At 42.1% G+C, this 20,473-nt stretch carries 14 protein-coding genes and 1 pseudogene; 7 read left to right on the forward strand and 8 right to left on the reverse strand.

Annotated features, from left to right (window positions below):
• Positions 1 to 85: pseudogene (locus ACU0NF_RS04270) on the forward strand (IS5/IS1182 family transposase); the annotation flags it as partial.
• A gap of 107 nt (positions 86 to 192) precedes the next feature.
• On the opposite strand, the gene metH reads toward ACU0NF_RS04270, so the two are convergent.
• Positions 193 to 3,885, reverse strand: coding sequence for a methionine synthase (metH, locus tag ACU0NF_RS04275; RefSeq protein ID WP_445660240.1), 3,693 nt, complete (start codon positions 3,883 to 3,885; stop codon positions 193 to 195).
• Positions 3,886 to 4,314: 429 nt separating this feature from the next.
• On the opposite strand from metH, the gene ACU0NF_RS04280 reads away from it, so the two are divergent.
• Positions 4,315 to 5,934, forward strand: coding sequence for an inorganic phosphate transporter (locus ACU0NF_RS04280; RefSeq protein WP_445660241.1), 1,620 nt, complete (start codon positions 4,315 to 4,317; stop codon positions 5,932 to 5,934).
• Between the two features lie 283 nt (positions 5,935 to 6,217).
• On the opposite strand, the gene ACU0NF_RS04285 is transcribed toward ACU0NF_RS04280, so the two are convergent.
• From ACU0NF_RS04285 to ACU0NF_RS04295, 3 genes are all read right to left on the reverse strand, one after another.
• Complete coding sequence (locus ACU0NF_RS04285) at positions 6,218 to 7,774, reverse strand: hypothetical protein (RefSeq protein WP_445660242.1); 1,557 nt, start codon at positions 7,772 to 7,774, stop codon at positions 6,218 to 6,220.
• Positions 7,775 to 7,961: 187 nt separating this feature from the next.
• Entirely contained in the window at positions 7,962 to 8,912 is a 951-nt protein-coding gene (locus ACU0NF_RS04290) for an ABC transporter substrate-binding protein (RefSeq protein WP_445660243.1), read from the reverse strand.
• Between the two features lie 158 nt (positions 8,913 to 9,070).
• Positions 9,071 to 9,688: a rhomboid family intramembrane serine protease gene (locus tag ACU0NF_RS04295; RefSeq protein ID WP_171536620.1), complete on the reverse strand. Its 618-nt coding sequence runs from the start codon at positions 9,686 to 9,688 to the stop codon at positions 9,071 to 9,073.
• Positions 9,689 to 9,847: 159 nt separating this feature from the next.
• Between ACU0NF_RS04295 and nfuA the strand changes: the two genes are divergently transcribed.
• Complete coding sequence (nfuA, locus tag ACU0NF_RS04300; RefSeq protein WP_131384325.1) at positions 9,848 to 10,486, forward strand: Fe-S biogenesis protein NfuA; 639 nt, start codon at positions 9,848 to 9,850, stop codon at positions 10,484 to 10,486.
• Positions 10,487 to 10,658: 172 nt separating this feature from the next.
• Positions 10,659 to 12,713: a TonB-dependent receptor domain-containing protein gene (locus tag ACU0NF_RS04305; protein ID WP_445660244.1), complete on the forward strand. Its 2,055-nt coding sequence runs from the start codon at positions 10,659 to 10,661 to the stop codon at positions 12,711 to 12,713.
• Between the two features lie 47 nt (positions 12,714 to 12,760).
• Here the strand turns inward: ACU0NF_RS04305 and ACU0NF_RS04310 are convergent, their stop codons facing one another.
• Positions 12,761 to 13,768, reverse strand: a complete 1,008-nt coding sequence (locus ACU0NF_RS04310; protein WP_445660245.1) for a hypothetical protein — start codon at positions 13,766 to 13,768, stop codon at positions 12,761 to 12,763.
• Between the two features lie 14 nt (positions 13,769 to 13,782).
• Positions 13,783 to 14,814, reverse strand: a complete 1,032-nt coding sequence (locus ACU0NF_RS04315; RefSeq protein ID WP_445660246.1) for an alpha/beta fold hydrolase — start codon at positions 14,812 to 14,814, stop codon at positions 13,783 to 13,785.
• A 311-nt stretch (positions 14,815 to 15,125) separates the two neighbouring features.
• On the opposite strand from ACU0NF_RS04315, the gene ACU0NF_RS04320 reads away from it, so the two are divergent.
• Positions 15,126 to 15,740, forward strand: coding sequence for a carbonic anhydrase (locus ACU0NF_RS04320; protein ID WP_131384333.1), 615 nt, complete (start codon positions 15,126 to 15,128; stop codon positions 15,738 to 15,740).
• 35 nt (positions 15,741 to 15,775) lie between these two features.
• Here the strand turns inward: ACU0NF_RS04320 and ACU0NF_RS04325 are convergent, their stop codons facing one another.
• Positions 15,776 to 16,360 carry an arylesterase gene (locus ACU0NF_RS04325; RefSeq protein ID WP_445660330.1) on the reverse strand — a complete coding sequence of 195 codons (585 nt, stop codon included), beginning with the start codon at positions 16,358 to 16,360 and terminating at the stop codon, positions 15,776 to 15,778.
• A 56-nt stretch (positions 16,361 to 16,416) separates the two neighbouring features.
• On the opposite strand from ACU0NF_RS04325, the gene ACU0NF_RS04330 reads away from it, so the two are divergent.
• A complete protein-coding gene (locus ACU0NF_RS04330; RefSeq protein ID WP_445660247.1) occupies positions 16,417 to 17,145 on the forward strand; it encodes an ABC transporter ATP-binding protein in 729 nt (242 codons plus the stop codon).
• A gap of 1 nt (position 17,146) precedes the next feature.
• The gene (locus ACU0NF_RS04335) at positions 17,147 to 19,609 is read left to right on the forward strand and encodes an ABC transporter permease (protein ID WP_445660248.1); all 2,463 of its coding nucleotides are present in this window, start codon (positions 17,147 to 17,149) and stop codon (positions 19,607 to 19,609) included.
• Positions 19,610 to 19,641: 32 nt separating this feature from the next.
• On the opposite strand, the gene ACU0NF_RS04340 is transcribed toward ACU0NF_RS04335, so the two are convergent.
• The gene (locus tag ACU0NF_RS04340; RefSeq protein WP_445660249.1) at positions 19,642 to 20,454 is read right to left on the reverse strand and encodes a rhomboid family intramembrane serine protease; all 813 of its coding nucleotides are present in this window, start codon (positions 20,452 to 20,454) and stop codon (positions 19,642 to 19,644) included.
• Positions 20,455 to 20,473 lie beyond the last annotated feature (19 nt).

The following is a 20,473-nucleotide window of genomic DNA, read 5'->3' on the forward strand; positions in this document are numbered from 1 at the left end:
TAAGCTAAAGTGTAGCTATGAGGGTGCAGTTGCATTAGCTTGTGTATTTATTTGGCTACCTTTATCGGGTAAATTCTATACTTGAAATGTCAACAGACCCTAATCACATGCCAAAGTTCCTCTTTTTAAAAGATGGATTTAGAGAAATTAAAAAACCCCTCATCAGAGGGGGTTTTTTATATCTTAAAAGACTCAAATATCAATCGAATCATCCAAGTTTGGCATCAACCAGCGCTTCGCTTCATCCATTGACCAGCCTTTACGTTCTGCATAACTGTCTAGCTGATCCTGCGCAATCTTGCCGACATTAAAGTATTCAGATTGCGGATTGCTGTAATAGAAACCGCTTACACTTGAAGGTGGCCACATTGCAAAGCTAGAGGTCAGTTCGGTACCAATCGCATTGGTCGAATCCAACCAGCTAAACAAGGTCGCTTTTTCTGAATGTTCAGGGCAGGCAGGGTAACCCGGTGCAGGACGAATCCCGACATACTTCTCTTTAATCAGCTCATCATTCGACAACTGTTCAGAGGCTTGATAACCCCAGAACTCTTTACGAATACGCTCATGCAAATGCTCAGCAAAGGCTTCTGCAAAACGGTCACCCAAAGACTGTGCCAAAATTGCAGAGTAGTCATCACCTTTGGCTTTGTATTCATGCGCCATTTCTTCCGCACCAAAAATCGATACGGTGAAACCACCCAAGTAATCTTCAAGTTTCGCATCTTCAGGGGCAATAAAGTCTGCTAAAGAGAAGTTCGGTTTACCTGAAACTTTGTCAGACTGCTGACGGGTATGCTCGAATTTATGCGTTGCAGTTTGATTTTCATCAAAAATCGAAACAGTATCTGCACCAGTACGTTTTGCAGGAGCAAGACTAAACACGGCGCGTGCATCAAAACGCTTGTTCTCTACAATATCTTTCAACATGATTTGCGCTTGTTCGTACAAATCTGTTGCCGCTTCACCGACCACTTCATCCGTCAGAATTGCAGGGAACTTGCCCGCCAAACTCCATGAAATAAAGAATGGTGTCCAGTCAATATATGGCACCAAAGTTTCAAGCGGATAATTCTTCAGAACATGCTGACCCAGTACATTTGGTTTAGGTGGAACATAGTTCGCCCAGTCAATTTTCACACCGTTGGCAATTGAATCTGTATAAGACAGTTTTGCCGCTTTCGGTTGCTTGTTTGCAATGCGCTCACGTACTTTGGCATATTCTTCACGGTAACCTTTAATGAACTCAGGTTTCATTTCAGGTGAAAGCAGGGAAGTTGCAACTCCGACTGCACGTGAAGCATCGGCAACATAAATCACCGCATCATTGGAATATTGCGGATCAATTTTTACTGCGGTATGCGCTTTAGAAGTCGTCGCACCACCAATCATCAATGGAACATGGAAACCTTTACGCTGCATTTCTTTGGCGACAAAGACCATTTCATCTAATGACGGTGTAATCAAACCAGACAAACCAATAATATCGACTTTTTCATCAATGGCGGTTTGCAGGATTTTTTCTGCAGGCACCATTACGCCAAGGTCAACAATGTCGTAACCGTTACAGCCCAGAACCACGCCGACAATATTTTTACCAATATCGTGCACGTCGCCTTTAACCGTCGCCATCAGGATTTTACCTTTGGTCTGACCTTCGGTTTTTTCCGCTTCAATGTACGGGTTCAACCAAGCCACGGCCTGTTTCATTACACGGGCAGATTTAACCACTTGTGGCAGGAACATTTTACCTGCACCAAACAGGTCACCGACCACGTTCATGCCGGACATGAGCGGACCTTCAATCACATCTAAAGGGCGGACAGCTTTTAAGCGTGCTTCTTCAGTATCGACATCAATATAAGCCGTGATGCCTTTAACCAGTGCATATTCAAGACGTTTTTCAACAGACTCTTCACGCCATTCCAGATTTTCAGCTTCACGTTGCGCACCGCCTTTGCCACGGTATTGTTCTGCAATTTCAAGCAGTTTTTCAGTGGCATCCTGACCGCTTTCACCTTGTTTTTGATTCAGTACAACATCTTCAACCGCAGCTTTTAATTCAGCAGGGATGTCATCATAGATTGCCAACTGACCGGCATTTACAATCCCCATGGTCATGCCTTTTTGAATGGCATGGTACAAGAAGACTGCATGAATGGCTTCACGAACCGGCTCATTCCCCCGGAATGAGAACGATACGTTGGATACACCACCCGAAATCATCGCATGCGGCAGGTTTTGTTTAATCCAGCCGGTTGCTTCAATGAAATCGACTGCGTAGTTATTGTGTTCTTCAATACCGGTTGCAATTGCAAATACGTTCGGGTCAAAAATAATGTCCTCGGCAGGGAAGCCCACGTCATTGACCAACACATCATAAGAACGCTTACAGATTTCACGTTTACGCGCTGCCGTATCGGCCTGACCATCTTCATCAAAAGCCATCACAATAACCGCTGCACCATACTGACGGCATAAACGTGCCTTATGTACGAACTCGTCATAACCTTCTTTTAAGGAAATCGAGTTAACCACCGCTTTACCTTGTACACATTTTAAGCCTGCTTCAATAATTTCCCATTTTGATGAGTCAATCATTAAAGGTACACGTGAAATATCCGGTTCAGAGGCAATCAGGTTCAGGAATTTCACCATCGCAGCTTGCGAATCCAGCATGCCTTCATCCATGTTGATGTCGACAATCTGCGCACCGCCTTGGACTTGATCCAAGGCAACTTCTAAAGCTTCAGTATAGTTTTCTTCACGAATCAGACGGGCGAATTTTTTAGAACCGGTCACGTTGGTACGTTCACCCACGTTGACGAACAGAGAATTTTCATCAATGTTAAACGGCTCTAAACCTGAAAGGCGACATGCTGGTTTAATTTCAGGAATCTGACGCGGCGCAATGTCTTTTACTGCATTGTAGATGGCACGGATATGATCCGGAGTTGTACCACAGCAACCGCCCGTGATATTGATCAAGCCACTTTCTGCAAATTCTTTAAGAAATGCTGCAGTTTGTTCAGGGGTTTCATCATAACCACCGAAAGCATTCGGTAAGCCTGCGTTTGGATGCGCTGAAATAAAGGTATTGGCCACATCTGCAACGGTTTTAACATGCGGACGCATCGCATCTGCACCCAAGGCACAGTTAAAGCCGATTGATAGCAAGTCGCCATGACGAACCGAGTTCCAGAATGCTTCTGCAGTTTGACCGGTTAAGGTACGACCTGAAGCATCGGTGATGGTGCCGGAAATCATCAACGGCAATTCATAACCAAGCTGATTGAATACTTCTTTGACTGCAAAAATAGCCGCTTTACAGTTCAGCGTATCGAATACAGTTTCAATGAGCAGAATATCTACACCGCCTTGAATTAAGGCATGTGCTGCTTCAATATAGTTATCTTTCAGTTCATCAAAGGTAATGTTACGAAATGCCGGATCATTTACATTCGGTGAAATTGAACAGGTACGAGATGTGGGTCCAAGCACCCCGGCAACAAAACGCGGTTTGTCGGGTGTTGAGTATTTTTCACAAGCCGCTTTAGCAATACGTGCGGCTTCACGGTTAATTTCCGGAACCAGGTCTTCCATGTGGTAGTCAGACATGGAAACACGTGTGCCGTTAAAGCTGTTGGTTTCAATAATGTCTGCACCGGCATCCAGGTAAGCTTCATGAATGCCTTGAATAATTTGTGGTTGAGTAAGAACTAAAAGGTCATTGTTGCCTTTTAGGTCAGATGCCCAGTCAGCAAAACGCTCACCACGATAATCCGCTTCTTCTAGTTTATGGCGTTGAATCATGGTGCCCATGGCACCGTCAATAATCAGGATGCGTTTGGCGAGAAGCTCTTTCAGGGTGGCAAGCGTGGACATAAATAACCCCAATCCGATGGAATACAAATGGGCATTATTTTAGCAGAATTACACCGCCTTTGAGGAATATTCAGCCGACTTAGTTAAGCACGGCTTAAAATAAGTTCATTTGTGCCGAATTTTTCATCGAATTGAAATATAAAAACCTTAGCATTCAGCATCGATAAGAAAAAGTTGAGTGATTGGATCATCGGAAAGATTTTTTATACATGTATCCAGGTACTTTGAAATATTGAGGCACAAACTATTCTGGGTCTTAAATATTTTAAAATGATGGATTTAAAACAGTTCAGCTCCCCAAGATAAAGCGGAGTGATTTAAATTAGCTCAATTGTTAAAATTTGGCTTTATATGACAGCTGTTTGTCATATAATTGTCACAATTAAATTGAACAATAAGGGGATTTTATTATCCCCTTGAACCGTCTGCATGAATTCTAATATTCCTCCCGTCCAAGATCAGGTGCCATCAGCACCAGCGAAATCGACGAATGTGCATGTTCCTACACCGAAATTTTTTATGCCGGTGTTTTTTACGGTTATTATTTCTACTTTGGTGTACATTGGCTTTCAGCTTTCAGCCGATTTGGCACATGTTCCAACATTAAGTTTATATTCGGTTATTCTTTTAGCGACTGCATTGTTAATTGCTTTAGGCTTTGAATTTGTTAATGGTTTTCATGACACTGCCAATGCGGTAGCGACAGTCATTTATACCAATGCCTTGTCTGCACCTGTTGCTGTGATGTGGGCCGGTTTTTGTAATTTCCTTGGGGTAATGGTTGCAAGTGGGGCAGTGGCCTACGGCATCATTGCCTTATTGCCAGTAGAGCTGATTATGAATGTCAGCTCTGGGGCAGGTTTCGCCATGGTTTTCGCCATGCTGATTGCCGCAATTCTCTGGAATTTGGGTACCTGGTTTCTGGGTATTCCCGCTTCAAGTTCACATACTTTAATCGGTTCGATTTTAGGTGTGGGCATTATGAACTACATCCTGCACATGGGTAATGGTGCCAGTGGTGTAGACATGGACCAAGTGATTAAAGTCGGTAAAGCCTTATTGTTTTCGCCTTTAATTGGTTTTGCTTTCGCAGCCATCTTATTCATTTTAGTGAAAAAAGTTTTCAAAAAACAGGTCGAACTTTTTCAACCGCCTGAAGGCAATAAGCCACCACCGCCTTTAATTCGTGCCATCCTGATTTTTACCTGTACCGGTGTAAGTTTTGCGCATGGATCAAACGATGGTCAAAAAGGCATGGGCTTGATTATGCTCATCCTGATTGGTGTTGTGCCGCTAGCGTATTCTTTAAATAAAAATCTGGATCATCAACATATTCAATCATTTGATCAATTGTCTAGCCAGGCAGCGACCGCTATTTATGCCAATCATTCAGACATTCCAGATGGCGAAGCGCGTCAAGTCTTGACCCGCTATATCCAAACTAAAGAGATGTCACCGGAAGTGGTGCCTGCTTTAGCCAGCCTGTCGGAACATTTGGGTGATCGTGTAGCGCAATATGATAATTTAAAAGAAATTCCAGAAACTGAAGTTTCAATCATCCGCAATGACATGTACTTAAGTACCACGGCATTTAAGCGTTTGGATAAAGCTGAACAGTTGCCTGCAATGTCAGACGATCAAACCAAGACCGTAAAAGCATACCGCGACAATTTAGATTCATTCCTGCAATACATTCCAACTTGGGTGAAAGTGGCAGTTGCACTTGCACTCGGCCTTGGAACAATGGTGGGCTGGAAACGTATTGTGGTGACTGTGGGTGAACGTATTGGTAAAGACCACATGACCTTTGGTCAGGGCATGTCTGCTGAACTTGTGGCGATGTCGACCATTGCTGCGGCTGATGGTTTCGGTATGCCAGTATCGACTACCCACGTTCTGAACAGTGCGGTTGCAGGTACCATGGTGGCCAATAAATCCGGACTAAACTTTGCGACGGTGAAAACCATTCTTTCCGCATGGATATTCACTTTACCCGCGACAATCTGTTTATCGGGTGGTTTGTTCTGGCTGTTCTTGCAGTTTGTTTAAGATCTCTATCTGAAATAAAAAAACGCTGCAATTGCAGCGTTTTTTTATTTTTAAGGAATAGGTGGTTTAAAAAAATAAACGCTTCCTGGATGAGCAGAACTACTCATCTTTTTTAAACAGAGAAGTTCCTTCTCTCTTTGGGAAGGAGGTTGGGTGGAAGGTTTTAATTAATACATGTACCTTTTAGTACAGTAAAAAATGACCTCTCCCTAACCCTCTCCTTTAAGGAGAGGGAACTTTTCCAGAATAATAAATATATTCAGCAAAAAAAAAAGTATAAAAACTACTTCTTATTCTTAAATAAACCGAACATTTTTTTAAGCGGCAATTTTTCATTGGCAAAACCATACAGTGCCGCAAAAGGCAGCGCGGTACGGGCCAAATAGGCCACACGCCATAGACCGCCATGGTTGGCACCTTTCATCATCAACTCTAATGGATGATCCAAAGGCGTTTCCGGATTGGCTACCGATTCAGGATTGCGCAAGTCATAAATCCATAATGCAGCCATCAGCGCATTGGTCGTTTCTGGATCAAAAGATTCCACATCAAACAAACTTGCCCCATTAAACGCGGCTTTTAATAACGGATTTTTAGTCACCGAATGGGTAGTGGTAGAGGGTGCAATATTGATACTGACACGTTGTCCATAATGACGCGCGAGAGTTGCACGCCATTGCTGAATCCGTTTTGCCAAAGCATAGTTTGGACCTTGCTCCACCACCAGGCAGTCTGCAATGCCATATTCATGACCGTTTTCACAAAGGATTAATGCATCGAGGTTTTTTTTGAAAAAATGCTGAGCAGAAATCATCGAAATGCTTTCACTGATCATGCGTTGTGATTTTGAACGCTGGAGTAACTTAAGCGTTGAAGCTTCTACCACTTCTTTAGGAATGGCGTAGACATCGGTTGGGGTACACATAAACATCAAACTGGTGTCAGCCTTTTGCTCGCTGACGTACTGCATAATGCTGTCCATGGCCATAGATACCCGGACGTGCTTTTCACCATCTAAATAGGCAATGGCTGCTAGGTCTAGCTGGTGCTCACTCTGGATCAGCCAATGGGCAATTTCAGGTGTTTGGGTAAGTAAATCCGCACCCAATTTTTCCTTGAGTGTTGCAGTTGGCGTACCTTCCTCCAATTTTTCTGCACATGGTGCATATAGCGTTGCATTGCCTTGTTGAATGGTTTTTAAAATTCTGTCCCAAACGCGGCTGTTGGGTAAGTCAACGGCTACAATATTGGCTTTCCATTTAGACAGCCAGGTCAGTGGACCGGCTTCCGAACCTGCACCAAATAAGACCATGGTGCGGTCAGAAAGATCGAACCATTCAGGATGTGCGTGTGCAGCACGTAAAGCATCCGCATGGCTGGGTTCTATAATGCCCGCATCTTGCCAGATTTGAATTTGGTCGATTAAAGCCTGACCTTGCAATTTTTGACCTTTATAAGGCACATACCATTCAGGTGCCGACTCACTTTCACCTTTCAGCTGAACCGTATACAAACTGGCTGTATCGATATCCTTCATGATGTCTTTAAGCAAATAACGTTGACCATTTCTATAAAATTCAAAGCTATGATGGGCCTTGTGTAAGCCTTGTTTTGCAATGATAATCGGGTTACTGATATTGCGAATGCCTTGTTCAACCAGGGCTTTAAAATAGACAGGATAATGCTTACGCCAGTTTTTTTCCGCAAGTGCATTCATTGATGACTTGTTGTCAACAATAGATAAAGCTTCAGCAATAATTTCTTTGCCTGTCTGGGAGGTGCTGGGTTTATTACTGCTGGGATTAATCGGAAATTGAAGACCATCTAATGAAGTGGACATGCAAAAAATCTCGTTTTTTTGATCATTAATATACGGATGTCTACATTATCTATGCCAAATTGATTTGATGGGTAGCATTTAATGACAAAATTGTGTGAATCTTTTTCAAATGGCACAGTAAAAAGGAGCCGAAGCTCCTTAATGTATAAATTTCATCATTTCAGTATTATTTTTTATCATTTCAATATTATTTAGACATGCCTTCAGAAATTTCTTTCAGCATGAATGCGGTATTATCCAGACCGGCTCCAGTAATATACCAAGCATCAGCATTTACAAAAATAATCCGGTTCTGTTTTACCGCTTGAGACTGCCCCAAAACAGGATGGGTTTTAATGCCTTCCTTGGTGGCATATTTCTGGGTATTCACCGCGCCACGATCGAGCACAATTACATAATCCGGATTATGTTGAACAGCAGACTTTAACAGTTCAGCACTTTTCTTTTGTGCGGCTAAAGCTTCAGCTGAGCCTGCTTCAGGGCGAGCAGTATCGGTTTTTTCAGTGAGTGGAAGAACAGATTTAAAACCGGATAACTCATGGATAAAACCAAAACGGTCATTGGCTGCATGCGGCATGTAATTATTACCCACTGCAAAGAGCATCACTGCTGATTTATTGGCAGTCTGCTCTTTCACTTTTAGCTGTAATTGATCTAAATCTTTTAATTTTTTAGTGGCAATAGCTTCACGCTTAAAGGCTTTTGCAAGCGTTAAGGTGCGATTTTTCAAATCACTCATGTATTGGTCGGTCTTGGGAGAAAGGTCAACTGTTGCTGCAATCGGTTGCAAGCTTTGCATTGTTTTCGCGGAACGACCACCGACAAAAATTAAATCGGGCTTTAACTGTTTTAGCTGAGCCAAATCGGGTTCAAAAAGACTGCCTGCTTTAACAAACTGATCTTGATTATATTCAGTTAGGCTACCTGTAAATGTGGTTTTTGGCACAATTTGAGCCTGAATGTTTAGGGCATTTAACGTATCTAAAATGGAGAGATCATAGACTGCAATTTTTTTCGGTGTTTGTTTAAGTTCAATGTTCTGTTTTTCTGTAGCCAGATTGAAAACTGCACTATGCGCCAAGCTATTCAATCCCGCTGAAGCCAAAATGGCGCTTAAAAATAATACCTTAGTTTTCATTTGAAAGTGATCTTCGCTTAAATTTGGCAACAGGGTAACAAAGAATTGAATTTATTAAAATGATAATCATTAACAAATAGGAATTATTTTATTTTCAACATAAAAAAAAGACGCTGAAAATTCAGCGCCTTGAAATACTCATAACTGAACAATTTATTTTAAAAAGGCAATTGCATCAGCTTATTGAAGAAGTGGGGGATAAGCCGTGGTTCAAGAATGATGGTCATGACCACACCATAGGCAGCTCCCCAAAGATGCGCACTATGGTTGATGTGGGAATTGCCACGCTTGCCTGACCAAATACTGTAAGCGACATATAAAACCGCAAAAATAATTGCCGGTACAGGAATGAAGAATACAAAAATCAGTTTCCACGGCTCAAATAGAATATAGGCAAACAAGACTGCCGAAACTGCACCGGAAGCGCCTAGACTGGCCCATTGATGGTCATTTTTATGTTTGAGATAACTGGGAATAATGGCAACAATTAAGCCGCCTAAGTAGAACAATACAAAGCCAAGATCAAAAAAATACTGTCGGTAAAAACTTTCAATCACACTGCCAAAAAAGAATAGCGTAATCATGTTGAAGATTAAGTGTCCACCATCGGCATGCACGAAACCATGGGTAATAAAGCGGTCATATTGTCCACGCTGCATCGCGGGAGGCCAGAAAATAAGACGGCTCATGGCCTTCTGATTTGAAAATGCAATCAGTGAAACAGCCACTGTAATCAGGATCAGGCAAACAGTATGGTTAAAAGGTAGATCTAGCATAAATTGAAAGTTTAACTTTTAAATATTTATACTTAATAATGCCATTAAATGAAGCATTAAGATGAACTTTTATAATAATTCCGACAATTTTAGTTGATTTTTTTTTATTACCCCGCATCTTCAGTTAAAATGCTAACTTAAGCTTGAGGAAATATGATTATGTCGACTGAGAACATCAGCGCTGCAGTTGCAGAAGAAATTCCAAATTTATTGATTACGCCAACGGCACAAGAGTATTTGTTTGACCTGCTTGAAAAACAAAACACTCCGGGCATTGCTGTGCGTATTTTTGTGGAAAATCCTGGTACGCCACGTGCTGAATGTTGTATGGCATATAGTGCACCTGAAGAAGTGATTCCTACAGACTATAAACAGGATTATCCAAATTTTGCGGCTTATATTGACGCGCCATCTATCCCATATTTGCTAGATGCTGTGATTGACTACAATAAAGACCGTTTTGGTGGTCAGTTGACTTTCCGTGCACCAAACTCAAAAGTGCCACGCGTAGGTGCGGATGCTTCAATTGAAGAACGTATTACCTATGTATTGCAATCCGAAATTAACCCGGGTCTTGCAGGTCATGGCGGTAACTGTGCCTTGGTTGAAATTGTTGAAGATGAAGAACATGGTCTAACTGCTGTATTGAAATTCGGTGGTGGCTGCCAAGGTTGTTCATCGATTGATTTGACCTTGAAACAAGGCGTTGAAACAACCTTAAAACAACATATTCCTGAATTGGCCCGTGTAGTTGACCAAACTGACCACAGCAATACTGAAGGTGCTTATTTCAAATAAGCCCAAATGATTGAATAAAATAGCCTCCATATTGGAGGTTATTTTTTTGCGTGAAAAATAAATATTATTGAGAATGATTCTTATAATTAATTGCATTAAGTTTAACTTTTGTTACACTGTGCAACGAAAATTGCATTACTTATCCATTATTTTGCCACTTGGGGAAACTTGAATGACCAAGCGTATTGTTCGATCTGCACTCTCACTTTCAATTTTATCTGTTCTTGCTTCAGTTACATTTGCAACTGATCAAAATACATCTTCTGTTTCCAATCCGGTCAAATTAGAAACAATAGTCGTTACAGCGGCAGGTTATGAACAGGATGTAAGCAAAGCTCCTGCATCCATGACTGTGATTACCAGGGAAGAGCTAGAAGCGCGACAATACAATGATATTACTGATGTACTCAGAAATACACCGGGGGTGGTGATTTCTGGCGCAGGTTCTGCACAAACGGTCAGTATTCGTGGTATGGGTTCAAGTTACACCTTGTTTTTGGTCAATGGTAAGCGTCAATATTCTAAAGATGTCAATCCGAATGGGGATGACAGCGGATTTGAAAAAAATATCTTGCCGCCGGTTGCATCCATTGAACGTATTGAAGTGATTCGTGGACCTGCATCTACTTTATATGGCAGTGATGCGATGGGTGGTGTCATCAATATTATTACCAAAAAAGTCAGTGATGAATGGTCGGGAACAGCTGAACTAGGTACTGTTTTACAGGATTCGAATCATTCTGGAGATATCAAAAATGGTTCGGTCTATCTAGCCGGACCCTTGATTGAAAATAAACTGGGCATGCAGCTTGGAGTGAATAAGCAAAAGCGTGAAGAAGACAGCTATGTAGGCGGCTTCCGCGGTACGGAAGTAGAAAGTCTAAATTCCAGACTGACTTATTTAATCAATGACAATCATGACCTGGAATTTGATGCAAATTTCACCAAACAGGAATCTGAATCTACTGCGGGTCAAACCATTCTCAGTTCGGGAACAGATTCATACGGTCGAAATTATCGTGAAGTCTTTGGTTTAACGCATAATGGCCGCTATAGCGATGTATTAAATAGCAGTTCTTATATCCAATATGAAAAATCAAAAAATCCGGATCGTAAAAATAGCACTTCAGGTCTAAGCGGAATTGAACTTGAAACCTGGCTTGCCAATAGCCAATGGAATTGGCAGTTAGGTCATCACAATTTAATTTCAGGCCTGTATTTTAAAAATGAGTCATTGGTTGATAAAGCAACCAATCAAAATCTGGAGATGCCTGTAACTGAATTAGACCGTTGGGCCTTTGCAGTTTTTGCAGAGGATACCTGGTCAATGAGCGATACCTTTAACTTAACCACGGGTTTACGTTACGATCACGATGAAAATTATGATGGTAACTTTTCACCCCGTTTATATGGGGTGTACAACCCGACAGATGCCTGGACATTTAAGGGTGGGGTATCTACAGGTTATAAACAACCCGACTTAAGACAATCATCAAGTGATGTACATTCTGTGACCGGTAAAGGCAGTGCCTTTATTATGGGAAATGATGATTTAACGCCGGAAAAATCGTTGAGCTATGAACTTGGAACTGCATGGCAGGGTGAGAGGTCTAAAGCATCTTTAACCGCATTCTATACTGAATATAAAGATAAAATTACTGAAGTACGCGATTGCTCATCGCCAAACGGGAATAACAGTGATTCGGCAAGCTGGACATGTGCAGACCCATTTGGTCGCATTGATGCAGCGACGGGGAATGTCCGCTTGTGGAACTTTATCAGTTCACGAATTAATGTGGATGAAGCAATCATGCAAGGTGTGGAGGCCTCATTTGACACCGAGCTTGCGGAAGGGGTAAATCTAAATACCAACTACACCTATACAGAAACCGAGCAGAAATCAGGTGATTTAAAAGGTCAGCCTTTAAATCAAATGCCAAAGCATATGTTTAATGCCACTGTGGACTACAACATCAATGATGCTTTAGATGTCTGGACACGCTTGCATTATCGCAGTGAAACGTCTTCTTATTTGGGGCGTGCAACCATGTCTGATCCGACACCTGCGTATCAATTCCTAGATGTCGGCTTTAACTATCAATTTACCCCAAGCTTAAAAGGTAAATTCGGGGTTTATAATATCCTAGATGAAAAAGCAGAAGATGCAGATGGTGATCAGGTTTTAGATGGCCGCCGTTATGGAATCAGTTTTGTTGCCAATTTCTAATCAGTTGAATGTTGAATAAAGAAAAAGCCGCTTCAAGCGGCTTTTTCTTATGATTGAATATTTAAAATCTTCTGTGCGGTTTCAGCATAATAGAACTTTTCTAAATATGCGCGTGCACGCATGCGTAAATAGTCAGATGAAAGCATTTTTTGAATAACCGGTGCTAACAAGTGCTGCAATTCATGTTGAATTAAAGCTTCATCAATATTTAAGTCACGCAGTAACAAGTCAAAACTACGCTCCTGATTCCGGGTATACCAAGCATAGATACCATCATGAACTTGTTGTTTTAAATATTCCGTTTGACGCAGATGATCCCAAATTTCATGCCCTAAGCCGACAGTATTCGGCAAGTCTTGAACTTCGATATAGTTCTTCAAAACCGTTAAAGGCAGGTCTTTAATTTTATGCCACAAATTGGCCTGAAAGTGATACAGCTTTTCATCATCAAAATGCTGATTTAAAACATGCTCACTCATTTGACTGAGCTTTAAAATATTCTTTTGCAGATAATGCCCAATGGCTTCATCCAGATTTGAGTCAGTCACGGTCTCTAAAACCGATTTCCCCATTTTCATAAAACGCGACACACCCGGCACACGTTTTGCCATGACCGAATTGTCCAGATAATCCTGAATGGAATGCTGAATCAATTGCGTGATCATGGCTGAAAAAGCTGGGCTATTGACCACGGTTTTAATCAGGCGTTGACGATGTCCACTTTTACTTGCAACATATTGGGCAATTTTATCGACGGTTAATACCGGAATGACATCCGCAATCTGAGTGCTTTCATTGGCAGGATGAATTAAGGCAAAGCGCAGATGTTCGCTAATTTGCTCAATTAAAAAGTGACTGCCAGGCGTGGCTAAAACCTGCTTTTGCAAGAGCGCATTGATTTGCTCAAATGACCAGATATCCTGCAAAGTTTGCTTTCTAAACCACTGATAGAAATTTAAAAATTCGCTCTGAATAGTGGCAGTATGTGAAAACTCTTGCTCTAAAAAGTCAAGATGAGCTTCAATTAATTGCTCAATCATCGGGTGTTTCGGCATACTGTCTCTGCAAGCTAATTTAATGGGATAAGTTTATCAGCAAGTGGGTTTTTTAACTTTTGGGTTTTTGCTAGAAAAGGTAAATAGTGGTTCGCCACTTGTTGTTCTGCTTCTAAAATAGGCATGTGCCCGACATTATTTAAAATCACCGGGGTTTCTGCACGCTTCAATAAGGATTGTAATTCATTTGCAGCTTCGACATTAATAATTTTATCTTGCTTGCCCCACAGGATCAGTGTAGGTGCTTCAATGGTTTGCGTCATTCGGGCAAACGATTCAGGTGTATAAATACGACTTAAAGTGATCAACTGGTCAATCATTTTACGGGTTTGCACGGACTGGGAAATCAGCATTTTTTCTTGTGCTTTTTTAAAATAAATCGGTAAGTCCGGTGGGTTTTGCATGACTTGACCCATCACATCGTCCAGATCACCCGGTTTAGATACAATCAGGTGCTTTAGAAAATAAGGGTCTTTGCTGTAGGCGGTATTGGCCTGTTTATAGATTCCGGCGCTATTGAGCAAAAACAGGCTTTGCGTATCAAATGGATATTGTGATGCATAAACTGTGGCAATCGATCCGCCCAGCGAGTGACCGGCAATATTCAGTTTGTCTTCGACATCAATGGCTTCAACGAAACGGCGTAAACGCTCCGTGACATTGGGAACAGACAGGTCAAAATTATCTGCAACTTTGGTTTCACCATTGCTGGGAAGGTCTGGAATAATGACGTGGTAGTAGGGGGTTAAAAAATGTGCCACGCCATTCCAGTTATCCCGATTTCCTGCCAGGCCATGTATGAGCAGTACCGCAGGTTTGTTGCTCGAGCCGCCTTCGCTATAGCTCCAGCTAATATCATCAATTTTAATGGTTTTACTGCGTAAGCCAGCGGCATTGCGTTCTTTGGCTAAATAATTTTCAAGTGAAGGTTGAACCACGTAAGTATTTTTATTTATTGCTGCATGGGAAAAAACAGGCACACTGATAGAAAGGGCCAAACAGGTTGTTTGTAAAAAGCGGGATAAAGTCGATTGAAGTGTTGTCATTGATCATCATCCTAATGTATTCATGACGATAATTCTTTAGAAGTAATCCTATAAAAATCATCTGATTTTGACTGCATTTTATTTTTTTAAAAATGTCTGTAGTATATTGTAATTATTATTAAATAATTGTCACTGAATAGTTTTTTGACTTAGGTGGCAGCGCAGTTTAAAAGTGTGACCTGGATCAATTTTATGGGCTAAATAAAATATTTTGTAACCTTAGTTATAAAATCAACAGCTATATTTTTTGCAAGTGACTTTCTGACTTCATCGCATTAAAATATTGTAACTTAAAACATTGGAAGACCAGCATGCTAACAGCAGAAGAAGCTTTAGATCGTTTAAAAAAAGGGAACCAGCGTTTTGTCCATGGTGAAACGACCCATTTAAAGCTTTTGACTCATCAACAACGTGCAGAAATGGCTGAAAGTCAGGATCCATTTGCGATTGTTTTAGGCTGTTCAGATTCTCGAGTACCGGCTGAAATGGTATTTGATCAAGGCTTGGGCGATTTATTCGTTATTCGCGTGGCCGGAAATATTGTTGCACCGTCGCAAGTCGGTAGTGTGGAATTTGCGGCAGAAAGTTTTGGCTGCCCGGTGGTGATTGTCCTCGGTCATACGCACTGTGGCGCAATTCATTCCACTATTGAAGCTTTAACCAATCCTGCGGCTCCACCATCTGCGAACTTGATGTCCATTGTGAACCGTGTTCGCCCTTCAGTTGAAATCTTGATGCAAACCGAACTGAAAGATGATTTAGAAAAACTGTCGACTCATGCAGTGCGTTCAAACGTTTTTGCCTCTGTAAATCAGCTGCGTCATGGTTCTGCGGTATTGGAAAACCTGATTGCTCAAGGCAAGTTGAAAGTGGTTGGGGCAGAGTACTCGCTTGAAACAGGTGAAGTTACTTTCTTCGATTTCTAAAATAGAATAAATCTTCGAGTAGTAAAAAAGGCGCTTTATAAAGCGCCTTTTATATAAGGATAGGCATTGTTCAGCAAAATGCTTTGTGCATTTGCATTGGGATGAACTAAATCCGGTTGCATCAGGTTTTTCTTGCCTGCAATTCCTTCTAAAAAGAATGGCATCAATTTTACCTTGTACTGTTGACTGACAGTCTGGTAATTTTTTTCAAAGGCTTTGCTATAGGCCGTACCGTAATTCGGTGGAATTTTTATTCCGAAAACCAGCACAGTGGCCTTGGCTTTCTGACTTTGTTGAATTAAATGAGCCAGGTTCTTTTGAATCAATAGCGGTGATTGGCCACGTAAACCATCATTTCCACCTAACTCAATGACGACAATATGCGGTTTATGGATTTGCAATAATTTAGGCAAGCGCGCCAAGGCACCGCTGGTGGTTTCACCACTGACACTGGCATTGACCACTTTATGCTGTTTCGGATACTGTTGCTCTAGACGTTTTTGTAATAAATGCACCCAACCTTGCTGTGCTTGCATTCCATAGCCTGCGCTAATACTGTCACCCAGAATCATAATGGTTTTAGCAGACACCACGACTGGAGCAAGACACAGGCTGAACATCGCCAGGCAAGCAAATACACGAATTTTTAGATTGCGATTTTGCATATAGGGATTTTATGATCCAAGTGACGAGCGACCATTCCATCATGCCACAAGCAATAATTTCTGCACAGCAACTGACACAAAAGATAAAACTTCCTCAAAAGGAATTTATTATTTTCGAAAATTTCAGTCTGGATATTCTGGCAGGTGAACAGGTGGCCATTACCGGACGTTCGGGTTCAGGAAAATCGACCTTGCTCGGAATTCTGGCGACATTAGATCAAGCCAGTTCAGGAAAATTGGTGGTTTGTGGCGAATCAATTACAGAACTGAATGAAGAACAGCGCGCACTGGTACGCTTAAAATATATCGGCTTTGTGTTCCAGTCTTTCCAGCTGTTGCCGCATTTAAGCGCGCTAGAAAATGTCATGTTACCGCTGCGCTTACAAAAGAACTTTAATTTTGCATCCGCTGAAAAAAAGGCATTGGCTTTGCTTCAGAAAGTCGGTCTAGAACGCCAGGCCACACAAACGCCCAAAGTGCTTTCTGGGGGTGAACAGCAACGTGTTGCCATTGCCCGTGCTTTAATTAGCGACCCGAAAATTATTTTCGCAGATGAGCCAACAGGTAACCTGGACACCCAAACCGCCAAAGAAATTGAACAACTGTTATTTCAGCTGAATCGTGAATTTGGCACGACCTTGGTTTTGGTCACCCATGATCCAGCATTGGCCGAACAATGTCAGCGCCATTTTGAACTGCTAGATGGTCGCTTGATTGAACATCGTAACGGTGAGGGCTGAAATGAATCCACTCTTTCGACCCTTGCTGACCCAAAGTTTTAAAAGTAGTGGTGTTTACTTGCTGATTATTGCTTTGACGCTGGCCATTAGTGCGACCACGGCACTGAAATTTAGCAATGAACAGATCCAGAATGCCGTGGCATTGCAGGCTGCTGAAATGCTGGCAGGGGATTTGGTTCTGAGCGACAATCAGCCACTTGAAAAAAAGTGGCAAGATAAAGCTGATCAGTTAGCGCTGCAACAATCTGAAGTCACCACATTCAGTTCGATGGCGCATACCAATGATCAATTTGTGATGGTCAATGTCAAAGCCATAGATGATGCTTTTCCTTTGCGCGGCGAAATTCGGGTTGCACCCAAAGCACAGAAAATTCAGCCAGGAGAAGTCTGGCTGAGTAACCGTGCCATGGATTTGTTGCATGCCAACGTCGGGGATAGCATCAATATTGCCGATGGGACATTTAAAGTCAGCGCTAAAATTGAACATGATTCCAATCAGGAATTGGGTTTTTCCGGTTTTTCGCCTACGGTGATTATTTCCCAAGCCGATATTGCCCGAACCAACGCCATTCAAATTGGCAGTCGGATTGAATATCGTTTATTGATGGTAGGGTCTGCCCAACAGACCAGACAGTTTGAACAAGATTTCAATCAGCTGCATAAATCTGCGCAAAGCAAAATACAGAATGAACAAACCGGCCTAAAGCTGCGTAATGCCAGCGAAGGCAATACCCGTTTAATGAAGCCAATTGCCAATTTAGATACCTTCCTGCAACTCACCAATATTTTGACCATTTTGCTGTGTGGTATTGCGATTGCCTTAACCAGTCAGCGTTATGTGCAACAAAATCAGGACAGTATTGCACTGATGCGTTGTATCGGGGCGACTAAAAGCCAAATTCTGAGCGCATATCTGGCTTTATTGGGCGTGGTATTAATTGCCGCAATGGCGATTGGCAGTCTGGCAGGGGTAGCACTTGGATATGGTTTGTTGCAACTGATGCTGCAACTGATTCCACATCTGCAAATTGAATTTTCTGCATTGGATATGTTACTGGGCCCATTGCCGATTGCGATGCTGACCAGTGCAGTGGTGTTACTGGGTTTTATCGTGCCGAGTTTATGGCAGTTACTCAATACACCGCCTATTCGGGTGATTCGTCAGCAAGAAAAATCAGTGCAATCAATGCTATGGATGTTGCTGATGGGCACAGCCAGTCTGGTACTGTTTAGTATTGTCCTGACTGAAAATATTGTGCTGACCGCTTGGGTGATCGGTGCAATTATCATCTTGTGTACTGTGCTGTACATGCTGATTTGGAGCTGCTTAAAACTGATTAAAAGCTTGAAATGGTCCATTTCAGCTTATATCCGTGCGCCTTATCAAACTGCCTTTCAAATTACCGCTTTGGCACTCGGTCTAAGTTTAATTACCGTATTGGCAGTATTGCGGACAGATTTGCTTGAGCGTTGGCAGCAACAATTACCGGAAGGCACACCGAATCAATTTGTTTACGGTTTGCCGCCATTTGATATGCCTTTATTGAAAGCACAGCTTGAGCAACGGGATTGGCACAGTACTCCACTTTATCCCAATATCCGTGGACGATTGGTGGCGAAAAATGATCAACCTTTTGCACAAAGCTTGCTTAAAAGCAATAACTCTTTACGCCGTGAACTCAATTTAACCCAAACGGCAGAATATCCTGCGGACAATAAAATCGTGCAGGGTACAGCAGTATTGCAGCAGGTCGGCGATGTATCGGTTGAAGTAAAAACAGCGGAAGAGTTGGGCATTAAAATAGGCGATCGGCTTACCTTTAGTTTGCCTGAAGGCTTGATTCAAGCCAAAGTCGTTAACTTGCGTAGCGTCGAATGGGAAAGTTTTAGTCCGAATTTTTTCTTTATTTTTGCACCCAAAACCATGGATGAAAATGCCGGCAGTTATTTGGGCAGTTTCTATGTGCCCGCACAGGATAAGAAGCAACTGGTTTCTGTAATTCAGCAATTTTCCAATACGGTTTTTATTGATGTCAGTCTTATTCTGGATGAAGTAAAACGCCTGGTGAATGTGCTGGTACAAATTATTAGCATACTTGCGCTATTGGTCAGTGTCTCTGGCATATTGGTTTTAGTTGCCTGCTTGAACTTGCTGATGGATGAACGCAAACGTGAAGTGGCTTTGCTGCGTTCATTTGGCAGTTCCAAACAAAAATTAAAACAGATGATGAGTGTAGAGATCGGTTTTATCGGATTCATGGCAGGCGTGGTCTCCTGTCTGTTTGCAGAAGTGATTAGTGCGATTGCCAGTTATAAAATGAATTTGACCATTCAGGCGCATGGGGAAATTTGGCTGATTTTACCGATTTTAATGACTTTGATGTGTGCCCTGATCGGACGCTATCGCTTAAGTTATCTCTGTGATATTCCGCCTTTACAAAGTTTGCGAGAGATGAATCAATAACAGGTTCATCTCCCGAAAATCATTCATTAATATTAAAAATGCAGTTGTGCGCGCATGGCTGCAAGGATTTGACGCCAAACAGGTTCAAGGAGCTGCACTTGCTGCATGCAGTAATCGTAAAATCCATAACATGCTATTACGCCCACACCTAAACCTAACATAAAGCCTAAATTGGGTTTATGCATGCGTTGTCCCATATACCAAATAGCCGCTAATACCGCACCCGTCAGCATGCCGCCAATATGGGCTGCATTGTTAATTCCCGGCATGGTGAAGCCAATAAACAGGTTAATCCCCATCACCATGACCAAGGTTTTTTTATCTAAAATAAAGCGCTGCTTCGGTAAAATGGGCAATAAAGATAAGATGGTTAAAGCACCGCCAATGCCCATCACTGCGCCAGAAGCACCGGCACTGACCGTCGGGAAAAGTTTGGGGTCATTAGTTTGCAGCAGTTGAAAGGTATTTTGAATATCGATAAAGCCACTGAGCAAACTCCCCATCAGGCCGGCAAGAATATATAAACCCAAATAATAGAATCGGCCAAAAAGCTGTTCAGCCACACTGCCGAAAATATAGAGCGCCCACATATTGAGCATTAAATGGATCAGGCCAAAATGAAAAAACATGCTTGTAAACAGGCGGGTGGGTTCCTCTAAAAAGGTTAAAGGTGCATAATCAGCTCCCCAATGAATAGCATCGACCAGACTTGGGCTGGTAATATTGACCCCGGTAAGCACTTGCCAGAGAAATAAACCGACATTGATGGCAATAAAAAGTGCAGTCAGCCACCAAAGGTGAACCTCGAGTTTACTTTGAATGGAAGGAGGTGAAAGTTCAACCATGCTATTCTTTTATAATCTT

The organism is Acinetobacter sp. F16 (genome assembly GCF_052712855.1).